The sequence below is a fragment of the Nocardioides sp. LHD-245 genome (assembly GCF_030929495.1).
In the GTDB taxonomy this organism is placed as follows: domain Bacteria; phylum Actinomycetota; class Actinomycetes; order Propionibacteriales; family Nocardioidaceae; genus Nocardioides.
Window position 1 is genome coordinate 497,058 of the sequence record NZ_JAVFWN010000001.1, and the last position, 16,528, is coordinate 513,585.

Annotated in this window: 20 protein-coding genes; 14 read left to right on the forward strand and 6 right to left on the reverse strand. The window is 70.9% G+C overall.

The genetic code is table 11. The features are described from left to right. Positions 1-211: 211 nt before the first annotated feature. The 4 genes from RB608_RS02355 to RB608_RS02370 are packed head-to-tail and all read left to right on the forward strand — an operon-like array spanning position 212 to position 4,273. Positions 212-580, forward strand: coding sequence for a YraN family protein (locus RB608_RS02355; RefSeq protein WP_308086167.1), 369 nt, complete (start codon positions 212-214; stop codon positions 578-580). After that, the gene (locus RB608_RS02360; protein WP_308086168.1) at positions 580-2,196 is read left to right on the forward strand and encodes a YifB family Mg chelatase-like AAA ATPase; all 1,617 of its coding nucleotides are present in this window, start codon (positions 580-582) and stop codon (positions 2,194-2,196) included. Before RB608_RS02355 ends, RB608_RS02360 begins: the two co-directional genes overlap by 1 nt. After that, the gene (gene dprA / locus RB608_RS02365; RefSeq protein WP_308086169.1) at positions 2,193-3,341 is read left to right on the forward strand and encodes a DNA-processing protein DprA; all 1,149 of its coding nucleotides are present in this window, start codon (positions 2,193-2,195) and stop codon (positions 3,339-3,341) included. The genes RB608_RS02360 and dprA overlap by 4 nt, the downstream gene beginning before the upstream one ends. Continuing rightward, positions 3,338-4,273: a tyrosine recombinase XerC gene (locus RB608_RS02370; RefSeq protein WP_308086170.1), complete on the forward strand. Its 936-nt coding sequence runs from the start codon at positions 3,338-3,340 to the stop codon at positions 4,271-4,273. The genes dprA and RB608_RS02370 overlap by 4 nt, the downstream gene beginning before the upstream one ends. Positions 4,274-4,280: 7 nt before the next feature. On the opposite strand, the gene RB608_RS02375 is transcribed toward RB608_RS02370, so the two are convergent. The 3 genes from RB608_RS02375 to RB608_RS02385 are packed head-to-tail and all read right to left on the reverse strand — an operon-like array spanning position 4,281 to position 5,499. Continuing rightward, entirely contained in the window at positions 4,281-4,667 is a 387-nt protein-coding gene (locus RB608_RS02375; protein ID WP_308086171.1) for a type II toxin-antitoxin system VapC family toxin, read from the reverse strand. Beyond that, positions 4,664-4,951 (reverse strand): type II toxin-antitoxin system prevent-host-death family antitoxin, encoded by a 288-nt coding sequence (locus tag RB608_RS02380; protein ID WP_308086172.1) that lies wholly within the window; start codon positions 4,949-4,951, stop codon positions 4,664-4,666. The genes RB608_RS02375 and RB608_RS02380 overlap by 4 nt, the downstream gene beginning before the upstream one ends. Beyond that, complete coding sequence (locus RB608_RS02385; RefSeq protein ID WP_308086173.1) at positions 4,948-5,499, reverse strand: peptidoglycan DD-metalloendopeptidase family protein; 552 nt, start codon at positions 5,497-5,499, stop codon at positions 4,948-4,950. The genes RB608_RS02380 and RB608_RS02385 overlap by 4 nt, the downstream gene beginning before the upstream one ends. 308 nt (positions 5,500-5,807) lie before the next feature. Here RB608_RS02385 and rpsB point away from each other — a divergent pair, with 308 nt between their 5' ends. The 8 genes from rpsB to RB608_RS02425 all read left to right on the forward strand — a co-directional run bounded on the left by rpsB (position 5,808) and on the right by RB608_RS02425 (position 12,793). Beyond that, on the forward strand, positions 5,808-6,752 hold the full coding sequence (gene rpsB, locus RB608_RS02390) for a 30S ribosomal protein S2 (protein WP_308086174.1): 945 nt from the start codon (positions 5,808-5,810) through the stop codon (positions 6,750-6,752). 42 nt (positions 6,753-6,794) lie between these two features. Continuing rightward, positions 6,795-7,604, forward strand: coding sequence for a translation elongation factor Ts (tsf, locus tag RB608_RS02395; protein WP_308086175.1), 810 nt, complete (start codon positions 6,795-6,797; stop codon positions 7,602-7,604). A gap of 189 nt (positions 7,605-7,793) precedes the next feature. Then, positions 7,794-9,008 carry an SPFH domain-containing protein gene (locus tag RB608_RS02400; RefSeq protein ID WP_308086176.1) on the forward strand — a complete coding sequence of 405 codons (1,215 nt, stop codon included), beginning with the start codon at positions 7,794-7,796 and terminating at the stop codon, positions 9,006-9,008. After that, the gene (locus tag RB608_RS02405) at positions 9,005-10,261 is read left to right on the forward strand and encodes a hypothetical protein (RefSeq protein ID WP_308086177.1); all 1,257 of its coding nucleotides are present in this window, start codon (positions 9,005-9,007) and stop codon (positions 10,259-10,261) included. The genes RB608_RS02400 and RB608_RS02405 overlap by 4 nt, the downstream gene beginning before the upstream one ends. Beyond that, on the forward strand, positions 10,258-10,530 hold the full coding sequence (locus RB608_RS02410; RefSeq protein WP_308086178.1) for a hypothetical protein: 273 nt from the start codon (positions 10,258-10,260) through the stop codon (positions 10,528-10,530). The genes RB608_RS02405 and RB608_RS02410 overlap by 4 nt, the downstream gene beginning before the upstream one ends. 39 nt (positions 10,531-10,569) lie before the next feature. After that, positions 10,570-11,313 carry a UMP kinase gene (gene pyrH / locus RB608_RS02415; RefSeq protein WP_392390960.1) on the forward strand — a complete coding sequence of 248 codons (744 nt, stop codon included), beginning with the start codon at positions 10,570-10,572 and terminating at the stop codon, positions 11,311-11,313. A 27-nt stretch (positions 11,314-11,340) separates the two neighbouring features. Further along, the gene (gene frr / locus RB608_RS02420; protein WP_308086252.1) at positions 11,341-11,895 is read left to right on the forward strand and encodes a ribosome recycling factor; all 555 of its coding nucleotides are present in this window, start codon (positions 11,341-11,343) and stop codon (positions 11,893-11,895) included. A gap of 22 nt (positions 11,896-11,917) precedes the next feature. After that, entirely contained in the window at positions 11,918-12,793 is an 876-nt protein-coding gene (locus tag RB608_RS02425; protein ID WP_308086179.1) for a phosphatidate cytidylyltransferase, read from the forward strand. A gap of 22 nt (positions 12,794-12,815) precedes the next feature. Here RB608_RS02425 and RB608_RS02430 read toward each other — a convergent pair whose 3' ends face one another. From RB608_RS02430 to RB608_RS02440, 3 genes are read right to left on the reverse strand one after another with little or no spacing between them, the layout of a single operon-like run. Then, the gene (locus RB608_RS02430; protein WP_308086180.1) at positions 12,816-12,965 is read right to left on the reverse strand and encodes a hypothetical protein; all 150 of its coding nucleotides are present in this window, start codon (positions 12,963-12,965) and stop codon (positions 12,816-12,818) included. After that, positions 12,962-14,251: a sigma-70 family RNA polymerase sigma factor gene (locus RB608_RS02435; protein ID WP_308086181.1), complete on the reverse strand. Its 1,290-nt coding sequence runs from the start codon at positions 14,249-14,251 to the stop codon at positions 12,962-12,964. Before RB608_RS02435 ends, RB608_RS02430 begins: the two co-directional genes overlap by 4 nt. Then, the gene (locus RB608_RS02440; RefSeq protein ID WP_308086182.1) at positions 14,248-14,676 is read right to left on the reverse strand and encodes a YciI family protein; all 429 of its coding nucleotides are present in this window, start codon (positions 14,674-14,676) and stop codon (positions 14,248-14,250) included. The genes RB608_RS02435 and RB608_RS02440 overlap by 4 nt, the downstream gene beginning before the upstream one ends. A gap of 171 nt (positions 14,677-14,847) precedes the next feature. Here RB608_RS02440 and RB608_RS02445 point away from each other — a divergent pair, with 171 nt between their 5' ends. Together RB608_RS02445 and rlmN are read left to right on the forward strand one after the other, a co-directional pair. Continuing rightward, positions 14,848-15,219, forward strand: coding sequence for a hypothetical protein (locus RB608_RS02445; RefSeq protein WP_308086183.1), 372 nt, complete (start codon positions 14,848-14,850; stop codon positions 15,217-15,219). A gap of 86 nt (positions 15,220-15,305) precedes the next feature. Further along, positions 15,306-16,451 carry a 23S rRNA (adenine(2503)-C(2))-methyltransferase RlmN gene (gene rlmN, locus RB608_RS02450; protein ID WP_308086184.1) on the forward strand — a complete coding sequence of 382 codons (1,146 nt, stop codon included), beginning with the start codon at positions 15,306-15,308 and terminating at the stop codon, positions 16,449-16,451. Positions 16,452-16,528: the final 77 nt, after the last annotated feature.

A 16,528-nucleotide genomic window follows, 5' to 3' on the forward strand; every position in this document is an offset into this window, starting at 1 on the left:
GTGATGCACGACAGATCCTCGGCTCCTTCGCTGCCCGCGATGACCGGCCCTAGGACGCCGGGCTCCACGTCGACCGCATCGATGACCTCGACCGTCCCAGCGGCATCGGGATGGGCCGTCGGCCCTCCACAGGCAGGCGTCTGAACCGCGTCGTACACAGGCCGATGCCCGGTACGGCGTCGCCGTCGCCGACCCCGGGGACCCTGGGCCCATGACGACGACAGCACAGGCCCGCCGGGCGATCGGCGCGTACGGCGAAGACGTGGCCGCCCGCTACCTGACAGCGCTCGGCATGACACTGCTGGAGCGCAACTGGCGGTGCTCCGACGGCGAGGTCGACCTCCTGCTCCGCGACGGTGCGACGCTCGTGGTGTGCGAGGTCAAGACCCGGACCTCGCTCGACGCCGGCACGCCCCACGAGGCGATCACCGACGCCAAGCTCGACCGGCTGCGACGCTTGGGTGAGCGCTGGATGATCGAACGAGGGATCCGTCCCGACGGCATCCGGGTCGATCTGGTGGCGGTGCTGCGCCCGCCCAAGGGGGCCTCGGTCGTCGACCATGTGCGGGGGTTGTCCTGATGCCCTTCGCCACCGCCTGGTGCGTCGCGCTCGACGGAGCCGTCGGACACCTCATCGACGTCCAGACCGACGTGTCGGTCGGGCAGCCCACCACGGTGGTCGTCGGGCGCGCCGACGCGCTCCTGCGCGAGGGCGTCGACCGGGTCCGGATGGCCCTGATCAACTCCGACCTGCGCTGGCCCGCGACCAAACGATGCACAGTCCTCTTCTCGCCGGCCGACCTGCGCAAGTCCGGCACACACTTCGACCTCGCGATGGCCGTCAGCCTGCTGGCGGCCGACGGGCAGCTGGAGTCCGCCTGGCTGGACCGGACCGCCTTCATCGGCGAGCTGACCCTGGCCGGTGGGCTTCGTCCTGCGTTGGGTGTGCTGCCCATGGCGCTGGCCGCAGCCGCGGGCGGCGCCCGTCGCCTCTACGTGCCCGAGCCCCAGGTCGGAGAGGCGATGCTGGTGCCCGACCTCGAGGTCATCGGCGTGCGCTCCCTCGGTCAGGTCGTCGCGTCGCTCGGTGGCGACGAGCCACCCGCGGCGCCGCCCGTCGCCGCCGCCACCGGGCTGCGACTGGTCACGTGGCGGGGCGACGAGCGACTCGACGAGCTCGACCTCGCCGATCTGCGCGGGCTGGCCGAGGAGAAGTACGCCGTCGAGGTCGCCGCCGCCGGAGGTCATCCGGTGCAGCTGTCCGGGCCCAAGGGATGCGGCAAGACCAGTCTGGCCGAGCGACTGCCGACCATCCTCCCGGACCTGACCCCGGAGGAGTCGCTGGAGCTGACCGCTCTGCACTCGCTGGCGGGCGCGCTCGATCCGGGGCACGGGATGCTGGTCCGGCCCCCGTTCGCCGCGCCCCACCACGACGCCAGCAAGGTGAGCGTCGTCGGTGGCGGCTCCGGGCGGGTGCAGCCGGGCGAGATCAGCCGCGCCCATTGCGGTGTGCTCTTCCTCGACGAGTTCCCCCTGTTCCGCTCCGACGTCATCGAGGCGTTGCGGCAGCCGCTCGAGAACGGCGACATCACGGTCGCTCGCCGCGACGAGTCGGTCACCCTGCCGGCGGGCGGCATCCTGGTGCTGGCGAGCAATCCGTGCCCCTGCGGCAACTTCACCCGGGCGGCGCGGTCCAACCGGTGCACCTGCGCCGAGACCGTGCGGCGCGCCTACCGCGCACGGATGTCCGGTCCGATCGTCGACCGGATCGACATCGTGCGCCATGTGCAGCCGGCGTCACCCGCCAGCCACGACCCGTTCTGCCCCGTCGAGTCGTCGGCCGACGTGCGTGAGCGGGTCGCCGCCGCGCGGCGGCGGCAGGAGGAGCGATTCGCGGGGCGGAGCTGGCGGTTGAACGCCCACATCCCGAGCCCCCGGCTCAAGGACACCTGGCCGTTGCCGTCCGAGGCTCAGCACCTGGTCGACGCCGAACTGCTCGGCGGTCGGCTCAGCGCACGCGGCGCCGTGCGGGTCCACCGGCTGGCCCTGACGGTGGCCGACCTGCGCTCGGTCCGCGCCGGGCGTGACATCGGCCCCGACGTCGACGAGGTACGCACGGCTCTGCGCCTGCGGTCCGGCCGGGCTCTCGACCTCGCGATGTTCCAGCCCCGGCCGGATGCGGAGGGCGTCGCATGACGGTCTCCGACGAGGAGCGGATCGCCCGCGCCACGATCAACCTCGTCACCGAGCCGGGGGACGTCCGGTGCCTGGGCCTGACCCGCGAGCTCGGCGGCGTCCGGTTCCTCGAGGTCCTCAAGGAGCAGCCCGACCTGCGGTCCGAGTTCGTCGCGGCCGCGGGCCGGCTGGCGAGTGCGCAGCCGGAGCGCGTCCTCGAGGAGGCCGCGCGCCGCAGGATCCGGTTCGTGGTCCCGGGCGACGACGAATGGCCCGCGCCACTCGACGACCTGTCCGGCGCCGGCATGCTGCATGCGCGCGGCGACGTCCCTGTCGGGCTCTGGGTGCGGGGCCCGTTGCGGATCGACCGGCTCGATCCCGCGGTCGCCGTGGTGGGCTCGCGGTCCTCGACGTCGTACGGCGATCAGGTGGCGGGAGACATGGCGGCCGTCCTCGGCGCGGCCGGCCGGACCGTGGTCTCGGGAGCCGCGCACGGTGTCGACTACGCCGCACATCGCGGCGCCGTCACCGCCGACGGCCGCACTGTCGCGGTCCTCGCCTGCGGTGTGGACCGGGCCTATCCACTCGCCCACCAGCAGATGCTCGACCATCTCGGCGAGCACCACGCGGTGGTGTCCGAAGCGCCCCCCGGATCCGCGCCGCTGCGGATCCGGTTCCTCGCCCGCAACCGCCTCATCGCCGCTCTCACGCAGGGCACGGTCGTGGTCGAGGCGGCCGTGCGCAGCGGCGCGCTCAACACCGCCTCCTGGGCGGATCGGTTGCACCGCACCGTGATGGGCGTGCCCGGGTCGGTCATCAGCGCGGCCTCCGAGGGGGTGCATGAGCTGATCCGGGCGGGCGGCGCCTCGCTCGTCACCTGCGGTGACGACGTGCTGGAGCTGCTCGGCGCTTCGGGCGAGCACCTCCTCGACGTCCGGCGCGCCCCCGAGGGGCCGCGCGACCGGCTGTCGATCCGTGCCCGCCAGGTCCTCGACGCCGTGCCGGTCTCCTCGCCGGCCGCCGCGGCGTCGATCGCGCGGGTGGCGGGGCTCGGCATCGAGGAGGTCGAGCTCCTTCTCGACGGTCTTGCCGTCGACGGACACGTCGAGCGGTTGCCGTCGGGCTGGCGGCTGGGGGAGGAGGTGCGCTCTACGATCGCTCAATGACCGACGACGCCCAGGCCGCGCTGCCGGAGTCGTTCGCGCGCATGCTCGGCGACTACGAGCGTCATCTGGTCGCCGAGCGCGACCTGGCTCCGCACAGCGTGCGGGCCTACCTGGGCGACATCGCCGGTCTCCTCGAGCATGCCGGCAGGCTGGGCCTCGTCGACGCGACCGACCTCGACCTGCGGAGCCTGCGCAGCTGGTTGGCCAAGCAGCAGAGCCTGGGTCTGTCGCGGACCACGCTCGCCCGCCGGGCCACCGCGGCACGAGTGTTCACCGCCTGGCTGGCCCGGACCGGGAGGATACCGAGCGACATCGGCTCGGCCCTCGGCTCTCCTCGGCCGCACCACACCCTGCCGGACGTCCTGCGGGTGGACGAGGCCGCCCAGCTGATCGGCGCGGCGACCGAGCTCGCCGACGACGGCAGCCCGGTCGGGCTCCGTGACGTCGCCATGCTCGAGCTGTTGTACGCCACCGGGATGCGGGTCGGGGAGCTGTGCGGCCTCGACGTCGACGACCTGGATCGCGATCGCAATGTCGTCCGGGTGTTCGGCAAGGGGCGCAAGGAGCGCACCGTTCCCTTCGGCCAGCCGGCGGCCACGGCGCTCGACCGGTGGCTGGCCCACGGGCGTGCCGGGCTGGCGCGGCCGGGGTCGGGTCCCGCGCTCTTCCTCGGCGCCCGTGGCGGCCGGATCGACCAGCGGGCGGTGCGCACGCTGGTGCACCGGCGGCTCGCCGACGTCCCGGGCGCACCGGACCTCGGCCCGCACGGGCTCCGCCACACCGCCGCCACCCACCTGCTCGAGGGCGGAGCCGACCTGCGGTCGGTCCAGGAACTGCTCGGTCACGCGTCCTTGGCGACCACGCAGCGCTACACGCACGTCACCACCGACCGGCTGCGTCGGGCGTACCAGCAGGCGCATCCGCGGGCATGACCCCGGATCATGCCGGGGACATCGCGACGAGTCCTTGTCGTTCGGCAGCCGTACGGAGACGGATGTCGTAGCAGACCAGGACGTCCGCGCCGTGCCGCAGCGCTGTTGCCAGATGGATCGCATCCAGACTACGAAGGGTGGGGTCTGGCAGCAGGCCGGCGTGCTGCAGCAGGGGAGAGGTCATCTCGAACAGGCTGATCGACTCGAGTACCTCGGTCGCCAGACTCTGCTCGACGTCATTGCGCATCGCAGCTCGACGGACTTCGGTCACCAGGAGTTCGGAGGAGAAGACGCGCCTGGGGTCGAACCCGTTCAAGTAGTCCCTGAGCGCGTCGCTTTCGGCCTCGTCAGCAATGAGCTTCACGACGGCTGAGGTGTCGACATAGACGTTCACAGCCGGTCCTCGCGAAGCTCATCGAGCACGTCCTGCATCGGCCGTTTCGCCTTGACGCGCTTGATGCTGTTCCAACCTCGGCTCTTCGTCGCGGGCCGCGCCATCTCGGCATGCCAGAGGTCGTCCGCGGCGGGCCGGCGCAGGATCGCGACCACCTGGCCGTGATTGGTGATCTCGAAGGACTCCCCGGCGGCCACCCGGCGCAGGATCTCCGCGCTGTTGTTGCGCAGCTCGCGGTGGGGGATCCGCTCCACGGCCCGGCTCCTGACGGTCATCGCGCTCATCGGTTCGCTCCGAACAGCGTAGCAATCGTAGCAAAGTCAGGTCGGCCGACGTTCCGGGTGAACGGCTCGTCGCGCCAGAGCGGCAGGAGCCGCACCGGTCCGGCACCGACCAGCCGCAGCGGGTCGAGGTAGGTCTCGCCGGCGATCCAGCCCCAGTGCAGACAAGCGCGGGGCATGCAGTGCGAGCCCGCCAGCTCGAGCACACCGATCACCGCTCCCGCCGGCAGGTCGGCACCGACAGCGACCGAGGAAGCCACCGGCTCGTACGTCGTCCGGGTGGCGCCGTGCCCGACCACCACGATCCCGCGCCCGGCGATCCGGCCGGTGAACACCACCTGCCCCGGCAGCGCGGTCCGCACCGGCTGGCCCACGCGTCCGGCCAGGTCGACGCCGCGGTGGCCGGCGCCGTAGGGGGAGTCGGGCGGGTCGAAGTGGCGGACCACCTCCGGGACCGGCTGGAGCGGCCACAAGCCGACCGGGTCCTCGGCCCGGGCCGAGGACGGGACCAGCAGTGTGAGGAGCGTGGCCAGCGCGAGGACTCGAGTCATGGCGGCAGCATGCGTGCCGACCGGGACGGAGCGAGGTGGGCGCCGTCCCGGTCTGTGGACGACGCGGGGGAGGACCGGGGTTGGGGAGGGGCGAGGGCACGGATTGGTACGTCGAGTGCCTGACGTCGTACGCTGAGAGGCACCGGTCCGCCCTGGACCGGAATTCGCTCGTCCGCAGACCACGACGGGGCCCCTCCGGCTCCGGTCGCCCGTGGGCGTCGATCCTCAGTCCGTCTGACCCCCGGGTCGCGCGGTCGGATCGCGTGCAGACGACAGGCCCCAACTGAGAAACGAAAACAGGAGAAATCATGGCTGTCGTGACCATGCGCCAGCTCCTCGAGAGCGGCGTCCACTTCGGACACCAGACCCGTCGTTGGAACCCGAAGATGAAGCGATTCATCCTCACCGACCGCAACGGCATCTACATCATCGACCTGCAGCAGTCGCTGGCCTACATCGACCGCAGCTACGCCTTCGTCAAGGAGACCGTGGCCAAGGGCGGCACGATCATGTTCATCGGCACCAAGAAGCAGGCGCAGGAGTCGATCGCCGAGCAGGCGACCCGCGTCGGCATGCCCTACGTCAACCAGCGCTGGCTCGGCGGCATGCTCACGAACTTCGCGACGATGAACCAGCGGATCAACCGCCTCAAGGAGCTCGACGACGTCGACTTCGACGACGTGGCCGGCTCGAACCGCACCAAGAAGGAGCTCCTGCAGATGAAGCGGGAGCACGCCAAGCTCGAGAAGACCCTGGGCGGCATCCGTGAGATGTCCCGGGTCCCGTCGGCGGTGTGGATCGTCGACACCAACAAGGAGCACCTCGCGGTGGAGGAGGCGCGCAAGCTGCGCATCCCGATCATCGCCATCCTCGACTCCAACTGCGACCCGGACGACGTCGACTTCCCGATCCCGGGCAACGACGACGCCATCCGCGCGGTGGGCCTGCTGACCCGCGTCATCGCCGATGCCGCGGCCGACGGCCTCATGTCCCGCTCCGGCGCCGGCTCCGCCGCGAGCCCGGCGGCCGAGGAGCCCCTGGCCGCGTGGGAGCGCGAGCTTCTCGAAGGTGACACGGCCCCGGCCGCCGCTGCCGACGCCGCTGTCGAAGAGGCGCCTGCCGCCGAGGCCGTCGTCGAGGAGGCGCCTGCCGCCGAGGCCGTCGTCGAGGAGGCGCCTGCCGCCGAGGCCGTTGCCGAGGAGGCGCCTGCCGCCGAGGAGGCTCCCGCGGCCGACGCTCCGGCCGAGGCCTGAGCCACTCCACGTCCACCCCTTCGAGAAACCGAACGAGGATCCATGGCATTCACCGCTGCTGACGTCAAGAAGCTCCGTGAGCTGACCGGCGCCGGAATGATGGACTGCAAGAAGGCGCTCGACGAGACCGACGGCGACTTCGACAAGGCCGTCGAGCTGCTCCGCGTCAAGGGGGCCGCCAAGGCGGCCGCCCGCGGCGCCGAGCGTGAGACGTCCGCGGGCCTGGTGGCCAACTCCGGTGGCGCGCTCGTCGAGCTGAAGTCGGAGACCGACTTCGTCGCCAAGAACGAGGAGTTCATCAAGGCCGCCCAGCAGATCGCCGACGCGATCGCCGCGGGCAAGGCCACCGACACCGAGTCCGCGAAGGCGCTGCCGCTGGGCGACAGCACCGTCGGTCAGGTCGTCGAGGGTCTCGCCATCACCATCGGCGAGAAGATCGAGCTCGGCGACGTCGCCTACTTCGACGGCCCGGTCGCGGTCTACCTGCACAAGCGTGCGGCCGACCTCCCGCCGGCCGTCGGCGTCATCGTCGAGTACGACGGCGACGAGACCGCCGCCCGCGGCGCCGCCATGCAGGTGGCCGCCCTCAAGGCGCAGTACCTCACCCGCGACGAGGTCCCCGCGGACATCGTCGCCGCCGAGAAGGACGTCCTGACCAAGAAGACGATCGAGGAGGGCAAGCCGGAGGCTGCCGTCGCCAAGATCGTCGAGGGGCGCCTGGGCGGCTTCTTCAAGGAGATCGTCCTGCTCGAGCAGGAGTCGGTCTCGGAGTCGAAGAAGACGGTCAAGGCCGTCCTCGACGCCGCCAACACGACCGTGAAGCGGTTCGCCCGCTTCGAGGTCGGCGCGTAGCTCACCCGCATCGACGGCCGGTGGTCACCGCAGGGTGACCACCGGCCGTCGGCGTTTTCCCGGTCCTCTTTCCGCCTGTCCCGGTACGGCCGAGGATGTAGGTTTGTCGCGCCCGGCCATCGGACATGTGTCGGACCGGCGTCCCGCGCTTGCGGGCGCACTTCGGTGTCAGGTGAAGGAGATCGTCAAATGGGACTCATTCAGGCTGCGATCGGCGCGATCGGCGGCACCCTCGCCGACCAGTGGGTCGACTTCTACGGCGTCCCCGACGGCATCGGCTCGACCGTGGCCGTCTTCCCTGCCGTCGCGAAGGGGCAGAACGCCGGCCGGGGCAGCAACACCCAGGGCTCCGAGGGCGTGATCACCAACGGCTCGAAGATTGTCGTGCCGGAGGGCTATGGACTGGTCCTCCTCGAGGACGGTGCGTTCACCGGCTTCGCCGCCGAGCCGGGCGCCTACATCTGGAACTCCGACGACCCCGCGTCGCAGTCGGTCTTCACCGGCGGTGGCCTCGTCGACTCGCTCATCAAGCAGAGCTGGGAGCGCTTCAAGTTCGGCGGCCGCCCGTCGGCCCAGCAGAACGCGGTCTTCGTGACGCTCAAGGAGCTGCCCAACAACAAGTTCGGCACCCAGTCGGAGATCTACTGGGACGACGCCTTCCTCAACACCCAGGTCGGCGCGATCACTCGCGGCACCTACACCCTGAAGATCACCGACCCGCTGACCTTCATCCGCAACTTCGTGCCCGCCGACGTCATCGGCGGCCGCAAGTCCTTCGACTTCACCGACATCGACAACCCGGCCGGCGAGCAGCTGTTCAACGAGGTCGTCGGCTCCCTGGCCCCGGCGTTCTCGATGTACACCAACGACCCCGCCAAGGGGAACCGGATCTCCCGCCTGCAGCAGGACTCGATCGGGTTCGCCCAGTCGCTGTCCGCCGCGGTGGAGCAGAACTACCAGTGGCGCACCGACCGCGGCCTGGAGATCGTCAAGACCGCGATCATCTCGATCGAGTACGACGCCAACACGCGTGAGCTGCTCAAGAACGTCCAGCGGGCCGATGCCCTGTCCGGTTCCCGCGGCAACTCCAACCTGCAGGCGTCGGTCGCCGCCGGCATGGAGGCGGCCGGTGAGAACGCCGGCCCCGGCGGGATGATCGGGATGGGCATGGCGGCCGGTGGCATCGGCCTCGGCGGCCTCCAGCAGCCCGTTCCGCCGGCCCAGGCCCCGGCGGCACCGGCCGCCCCGCCCGCGGCTCCGGCGGCCGCGGCCGAGCCGGCCGCGGCCGAGCCGGCCGCGGAGGACCCGATGGCCGTGCTCAAGCGGGCCAAGGAGATGCTCGACGCCGGGCTGATCACGCAGGCCGACTACGACGCGGCGAAGGCGAAGGCGCTCGGTCTGTGACCCAGGAGCCCGCTGAGCCGCAACAGCCCACCTTCGACGGACCACCACTGTCCCTCGAGGAGGAGCTCGCCGCGGCCAAGGCCGACCCGGAGGCCAAGCCGAGCATCGAGACCGTCAACGAGTCCCTCAAGGACGGTCTCAACCGGTGCCCAAAGTGCGGCTCGACCGATGTCCAGCTCCGCGGCTCGACCGGCATGCTCATCTGCCTCTTCTGCCGCAACGAGTGGCAGGAGGCGCGGGTCGAGGAGGAGTTCGGCCTCGGTGAGGGGATCGACCAGCTCGAGGGCACCGTCATCGCCAGCGGCGCGGGAGACATCGCGGCCGACGCGGCCGACATGCTCACCTTCAAGTGTGAGGCCTGCGGTGCGGAGGTCGTGGTCGACACGGCCCACGCCCTCAACGCGCGGTGTCACTGGTGCCGGCACACGCTCAACGTCAACCAGCAGATCCCCAACGGTGCCGTCCCCGACGCGGTTCTGCCCTTCCGGCTGACCAAGGACGAGGCGGTCGAGAAGATCCGTGCGTTCGCCTCGAAGCGGCGACTCTTCGCCCACAAGCGGTTCAAGAAGGAGTTCGTCCCGGAGAACGTGCTGGGCGTTTACCTGCCCTATCTCGTCATCGACGCGCGGGCCGCGTCGCAGTACTGGGGCAAGGGCGAGGTCGAGACCCGCCGGTGGACGGAGAAGCAGGGCGACAACCGGGTGACCTACTACGCCGCCGACGTCTACCGGCTCTCCCGGCAGGTCAGCTTCACCGTCGACGACCTCACCGTCGAGGGCTCCTCCGAGCGGGCGTCCTTCGGCACCGCGAACACCAATAACATCGTCAACTCGGTGCTGCCCTTCGACACCAAGAACGCCGTCCGCTGGAACGCCAGCTACCTCGTCGGTTTCACCAGCGAGAAGCGCGACGTCAACGTGGAGGCGATGAAGCCGGTCCTCGAGGACCAGCTGCTCTCCATCGGCAGGTCGGAGGTCCGCGGGTCACTGGGCCGGTTCGACCGCGGCGTGCGCTGGGAGCAGGAGCAGGTCGACGTCGGCGGGTCGCGGTGGGTGTCGATGTACCTCCCGGTGTGGCTCTACTCCTACCGCCAGGAGAGCAACGGGCTGCTCCACTACATCGCGGTCAACGCCCGGACAGGGGAGACGATGGGCAGCATCCCGGTCTCGCAGCCCAAGCTGCTGCTCGCCGCCTTCACGGTCGGCACGTTCCTCGAGGGCATCGCGGGTGCCATCCTGGTGGCGAGCGCATGATCGCCGACATCCTCGCGCAGGCCTCCGACGACGGCGGCCTGTGGCTGCTCGCGGCGGGACCCGCCGGTGGGGTGGCGACGTACTGGGCCTTCTACCGCTACTACCGCAACACCGACAAGTCCCACGACTTCGAGCGTGACACGATCATCGAGGCCCAGCCGGTCCAGGGTGGCGAGGAGCAGATCGACCACATCGCCCGGACCCGCAGCTCGGGCATCGACGGCGACAACGGCGAGGACTACCGCAAGCGGGTGCAGCGGGTTCGTTGAGCAGGGTGCCGACACGGTAGCCTCGGGTCCGCCTGAAGGATGAACGGACGAACGACGGGAAGGACCCTGGTGGCCGGCTACAAGCGAGTCCTCCTGAAGCTCTCGGGTGAGGTGTTCGGCGGTGGCAAGGTCGGGGTCGACCCCGATGTCGTGCAGGCGATCGCCCACGAGGTGAAGGCCGTCGCGGATGCCGGCGTCCAGATCGCCGTCGTCACCGGTGGCGGCAACTTCTTCCGTGGCGCCGAGCTGCAGCAGCGCGGCATGGACCGGGTCCGGGCCGACTACATGGGCATGCTCGGCATCGTCATGAACTGCCTCGCCCTCCAGGACTTCCTGGAGAAGCAGGGCGTGGAGACCCGCGTGCAGACCGCGATCACGATGGGCCAGGTCGCCGAGCCCTACATCCCCCGTCGCGCGATCCGGCACATGGAGAAGGGCCGCGTGGTCATCTTCGGCGCCGGCATGGGCCTCCCGTACTTCTCGACCGACACGGTCGCGGTCCAGCGGGCGCTGGAGAGCAAGTGCGACGTGGTGCTGGTCGCCAAGAGCGGCGTCGACGGCGTCTACAGTGCAGACCCGAACGTCGACCCGAACGCCGTGAAGTACGACGAGCTCACCTACGACGACGCCATCGCCCAGGGTCTGCGGATCATGGACCAGACGGCGTTCGCCCTGTGCGGCGAGAACAAGCTCCCGATGATCGTGTTCGGCATGGAGCCCGAGGGCAACATCCTGCGTGTCGTGCAGGGTGAGAGGATCGGCACGCGGGTCAGCGCAGGCTGAGCAGAAGGCAACGAAGGAGAACCGGTGATCAACGACACCCTCAACGAGGCCGACCAGAAGATGGGCAAGTCGGTCGACGCGACCCGCGAGGAGTTCGCGGCGATCCGTGCCGGGCGCGCGCACCCCAGCATGTTCAGCAAGATCCTGGTCGACTACTACGGCACGCCCACGCCGCTGCAGCAGCTGGCGTCGTTCACCGCGCCCGAGGCCCGGATCATCATCGTCGCGCCCTACGACGTGGGTGCGATCAACAACGTCGAGAAGGCGATCCGCGACTCCGACCTCGGCGTGAACCCGTCGAGCGACGGCAAGCAGCTGCGCTGCGTCTTCCCCGAGCTGACCGAGGAGCGCCGCAAGGAGTTCATCAAGCTCGCCAAGGAGAAGGCCGAGGGCGGCAAGGTCGCCGTGCGCCAGGTGCGCCAGAAGACCAAGCAGAGCCTGGAGAAGCTCGAGAAGGACGGCGAGGTCGGCAAGGACGACGTCACCGGTGCCGAGAAGCGCCTCGACGGTCTGACCAAGAAGCACACCGAGGCGATCGACGAGCTGCTCAAGAACAAGGAAGCCGAGCTGCTCGAGGTCTGACCTCGATCCGCTCCCACCCCACATGTCCTCGACGTCCGACGGTGCTGCCCCGACCAAGGACCACGGCCGCGCCGGCCGTGACCTGAAGGCGGCGGTCGGCTCCGCGGTCGTGCTGCTCAGCGCGATCGCCGCCTCCCTGCTGTTCTGGAAGCCGGCGTTCATGGTGATCGTCGCGATCGCCGTGGTCGTGGCGATGTGGGAGCTGCGCAAGGGCCTGCTCGCCAAGGACATCGACCTGCCCGAGCAGCCGCTGATGGTCGGTGGCGTCGTCATGGTGGTGGTCGCCTACCTGTGGGGCTCCGCCGCCCTGGTCACGGCGACCGCGGTGAGCGCGCTGGTGATCATGCTGTGGTTGCTGCGCCGCGGCATCGACGGCTACGTCAAGAACGCCACCGCATCGGTCTTCGCGCTGGTCTACGTGCCCTTCCTGGGCTCCTTCGTCGCGCTCATGCTCGCCGAGGGCGGCCGCGACGGCGGTGGCCTCGACGACCCGGGCGTGAAGGGCATCATCACCTTCATCCTGGTGACGATCGCGTCCGACATCGGCGGGTACGTCGCCGGCGTGCTCTTCGGCAAGCATCCGATGGCGCCGGTCATCTCGCCCAAGAAGTCCTGGGAGGGCTTCGCCGGCTCGGCTCTGGCCACCGTCGGCGCGGGCGTCGCCCTGGTCGTCTGGCTGCTCGACGGCGACTGGTGGATCGGAGTGGCCCTCGGCCTGATCGCCGTCGTCATGGCCACGCTCGGCGACCTGTGCGAGTCGGTCATCAAGCGCGATCTCGGCATCAAGGACATGAGCCAGGTGATCCCCGGCCACGGCGGCCTGATGGACCGCCTCGACTCGCTGCTCGCCACGATCGCCCCGATCTGGCTGCTGCTGCACTACGGCATCTTCACCTGAGCGCCGGTGTCACCCGGCGAGGTCACATCTCGCTGCGGATCGCGCACAGGTCGGGGAGGAGCGACCGGGTGACGGTGCTCCACAGGTAGGTGGCGCCCGCGGAGCCGCCGTCGTCGTAGGCCGCGAGCAGCAGGCGCTGCACCTGCGGGGACGGCTCCCGGGCGACGCTCACGTCGCCGTCGAGGACAGGTCGGCGAGCTTCCCGGCCAGTACGACGCGCTCGGACTCGTTGCCGCACAGGTCCATGGCGCGCTGCAGCTCGGCACGGGCGTCCTCGGTGCGGCCCAGCCGGCGCAGCAGCTCGCCGCGCACCCCGGGGAGCAGCGGGGAGCCGGCGAGGGCACCCCGCGCCGCCAGCGCCTCGACGACCGGGAGCGCGGCGGCGGGACCCGAGGCCATCGAGACGGCGACCGCGCGGTTGAGCTCCACGACCGGCGAGGGCGCGATCCGGCCGAGCGCCTCGTAGAGCGAGACGATCCGGTCCCAGTCGGTCATCGCGACCGACGTGGCGCGGGCATGGCAGGCGGCGATGGCGGCCTGGATGCCGTACGCGCCGAGGCCCTGGCCGACCCGCTCGGCCCGGTCCAGGGCGGCCAGGCCGCGGCGGATCGCCGTCCGGTCCCAACGGCGGCGGTCCTGGTCCTCCAGTAGCACCGGCACGCCGGTCGGCGTGGTCCGTGCGGGGAACCGGGCGGCCGTCAGCTCCAGCAGGGCGAGCAGCCCGTGCACCTCGGGCTCGTCGGGCATCAGCCGGGCCAGCACCCGGGACATCCGGATCGCCTCGCGGGCCAGGTCTGCCCGGATCCAGGCGTCGCCGGAGGTCGCCGACGAGCCCTCCGTGAAGACGACATAGACGACGCCGAGGACCGCCCGCAGCCGGTCGCGCCACTCCGGTGGGGAAGGGACGACGAAAGCGACGCGGGCGGCCGCCAGCGTCTTCTTCGCCCGGGTGATCCGGGCCTGGACGGTCGCCGTCGGCACCAGGAACGCGCGGGCGATCTCGTCGCTGGTCAGGCCGCCGACGGTGCGCAGGGTGAGCGCCACCTGCGACTCGGGGGAGAGGGTGGGGTGGCAGGCGATGAAGACGAGGGCGAGCAGGTCGTCGTCGATGTGGCCGGGGTCGGCGAGCAGGTCGACGTCGCCGTCGTCGGCCGCGGCGGCCCGGCCGGCCAGCTCGTGACCGAGTACGGCGTACCGCTCGTCGCGTGCGGCGCGGCGCCGGAATCCGTCGATGGCGCGGCGCCGGCCCACGGTGAGCAGCCAGCCGGCCGGGCTCGCCGGGACGCCGTCGCGGGGCCACGCGACGAGCGCCTCGGCGAACGCCTCCTGGGCGAGGTCCTCGGCCAGGGTGAAGTCGCCGGTGTACCGGGCCAGCGCGCCGACGATCCGCGCGGACTCGATCCGCCAGACCGCCTCGACGGCGCGCCGGCCCTCGGCACCCCGGGACGGCTCGGTCACAGCTGGCCGGTCGCCTCGCGCCAGGCCCGCTCCTTCTGGATCCACACGTTGTCCTGCGGGAACTCGTCGATCGAGCTGACCCGGCGGATCTCGGCCTTCATGCCGGGACCGGCGAGCGGGGCCCGCTTCGCCCACGCCGTGGCCTCCTCCAGGGAAGCGACGTCGACGATCCAGTACCCGCCGAACAGCTCCTTGGTCTCGCCGTACGGGCCGTCGGTGACGACCGGCGGCTGGCTGGAGTAGTCGACGACCACGCCGGTGGCCGGGTCGGGATCGAGGCCCTCGGCAGCGATCAGGACGCCGGCCTGGACCATCTCGTCGTTGAATCGGCCCATCGACTCCATGATCTCCTCGAACGGGATGTCGCTGTCGGCGAAGGCCGCCTCGGCCTCGTCGGTGGCCCGCATGATGAGCATGTACTTCATGATGTTCTCCGTCGTTGTCGGGGGTCGCGTCTCGACCCTTCCATCCCTCGGTCGATCGGGGAACCGGCAGATCGACAACGCCGCGGAACTTTCTCGCCGCGCCACGACTTCCGGTCCCGACGGCCGGCTGATACCGGCTCATTGGTATCCGGCCGCTACGATCGCCCGGACATGACTGAGGCAGGCGACGGCCGCGCGGGCGGCGAGGTGGATGCACCGGACGACAGGTCCCGGCGCCCCGACTGGTTCCACCGCGGGCATCCCGTGTTCTTCCCGCTCGCCGGCTTCTTCACCGGGATGGTGGCGGTCATCGTCGTCCCCGGTCTGTACGCCGCCATCATCAAGTGGGTCGCCGGCTACCAGCGGGTCGAGGAGCTGTTCCCCTTCGTCCTGCTCATGTTCGTCGTCCCGATCGGCATGCTCGTGCCCCAACACACCCGCCGGTTCGGCCGCTACCTGCTCCTCGGCATGGTCTCGACCCTGGTCGTGGTGGTGGCGGTCGGTGTGGCCGTGGTCTGGTTCCTGCTCAACAAGGACGCCTGAGCCTCTCCGGGCGCGCTGCGGGGCGAGTCCGGGGCGATTCCGGGGGATTGGGCCCCCGCGCTCCCGGGTGGGAGAATCGCAGGGTCATGTCCGAGCAGCCCGCCGCGCAGCCGCGCCCGCTTCCCCTCGTCTTCGCCGAGCCCCGGGGACGCAAGAAGCCACCCCGGCACCTGGCCGACCTCAGCGACGCGGAGCGCAAGGACCTGCTGGTCGAGATGGGGCTCCCCGGCTTCCGGGCCAAGCAGCTGGGCATGCACTACTTCGGCCGCCTGGTCCACGACCCCGCCGAGATGACCGACCTGCCCGCGGCGCAGCGCGCCGAGCTGGTCGACGCCCTCCTGCCGCCCCTGATGGACTCGATCCGGCAGCAGAGCGCCGACCAGGGCAAGACCGTCAAGACGCTGTGGAAGCTCTTCGACGGGTCCCTGGTCGAGTCGGTGCTGATGCGCTACAAGGACCGCGCCACGATCTGCATCTCGAGCCAGGCCGGCTGCGGCATGGCCTGCCCGTTCTGCGCGACCGGTCAGGGCGGCCTGCAGCGCAACATGTCGACCGCCGAGATCGTGCACCAGGTCGTCGTCGGCGCCCGAGCCATGGCCAGCGGCGAGGTCGCCGGCGGGCCGGGCCGGCTCTCCAACGTCGTCTTCATGGGCATGGGCGAGCCGCTCGCCAACTACAAGGCCACCCTGGGCGCCGTACGCCGGCTCACCGAGCCGGCCCCGTCCGGGCTCGGCCTGTCGGCGCGCCACGTGACGGTCTCGACCGTGGGTCTGGTGCCCCGGATCAGGCAGCTCGCCGGCGAGGGCATCCCCGTCACGCTCGCGCTGTCCCTGCACGCTCCCGACGACGAGCTGCGCAACGACCTGGTGCCGATCAACACCCGCTTCTCCGTCGCGGAGACGGTCGATGCCGCCTACGAGTACTTCGAGAGGACCGGTCGCCGGGTCTCGATCGAGTACGCCCTGATGCGTGACATCAACGACCAGGGCTGGCGGGCCGACCTGCTCGCCGACGTACTGTCCGCGGAGGGCCGTGGCACCGGCTGGGTCCACATCAACCCGATCCCGCTCAACGAGGTGCCGGGCTCGCAGTTCACCCGCTCGCGCGAGGAGGACATGGACGAGTTCGTCCGCCGCCTCGAGGCCAAGGGCATCGCGACGACGATGCGGGACACACGGGGCAGCGAGATCGACGCGGCCTGCGGCCAGCTCGCCGCCACCCCCCTCAGCTGAGTGCCCGCACGCGCACCGGCTCGGCTTGTAACTAAGGGTTACAGCACGGATTTCGGTGCAACGGCGCCCGGGTAGTG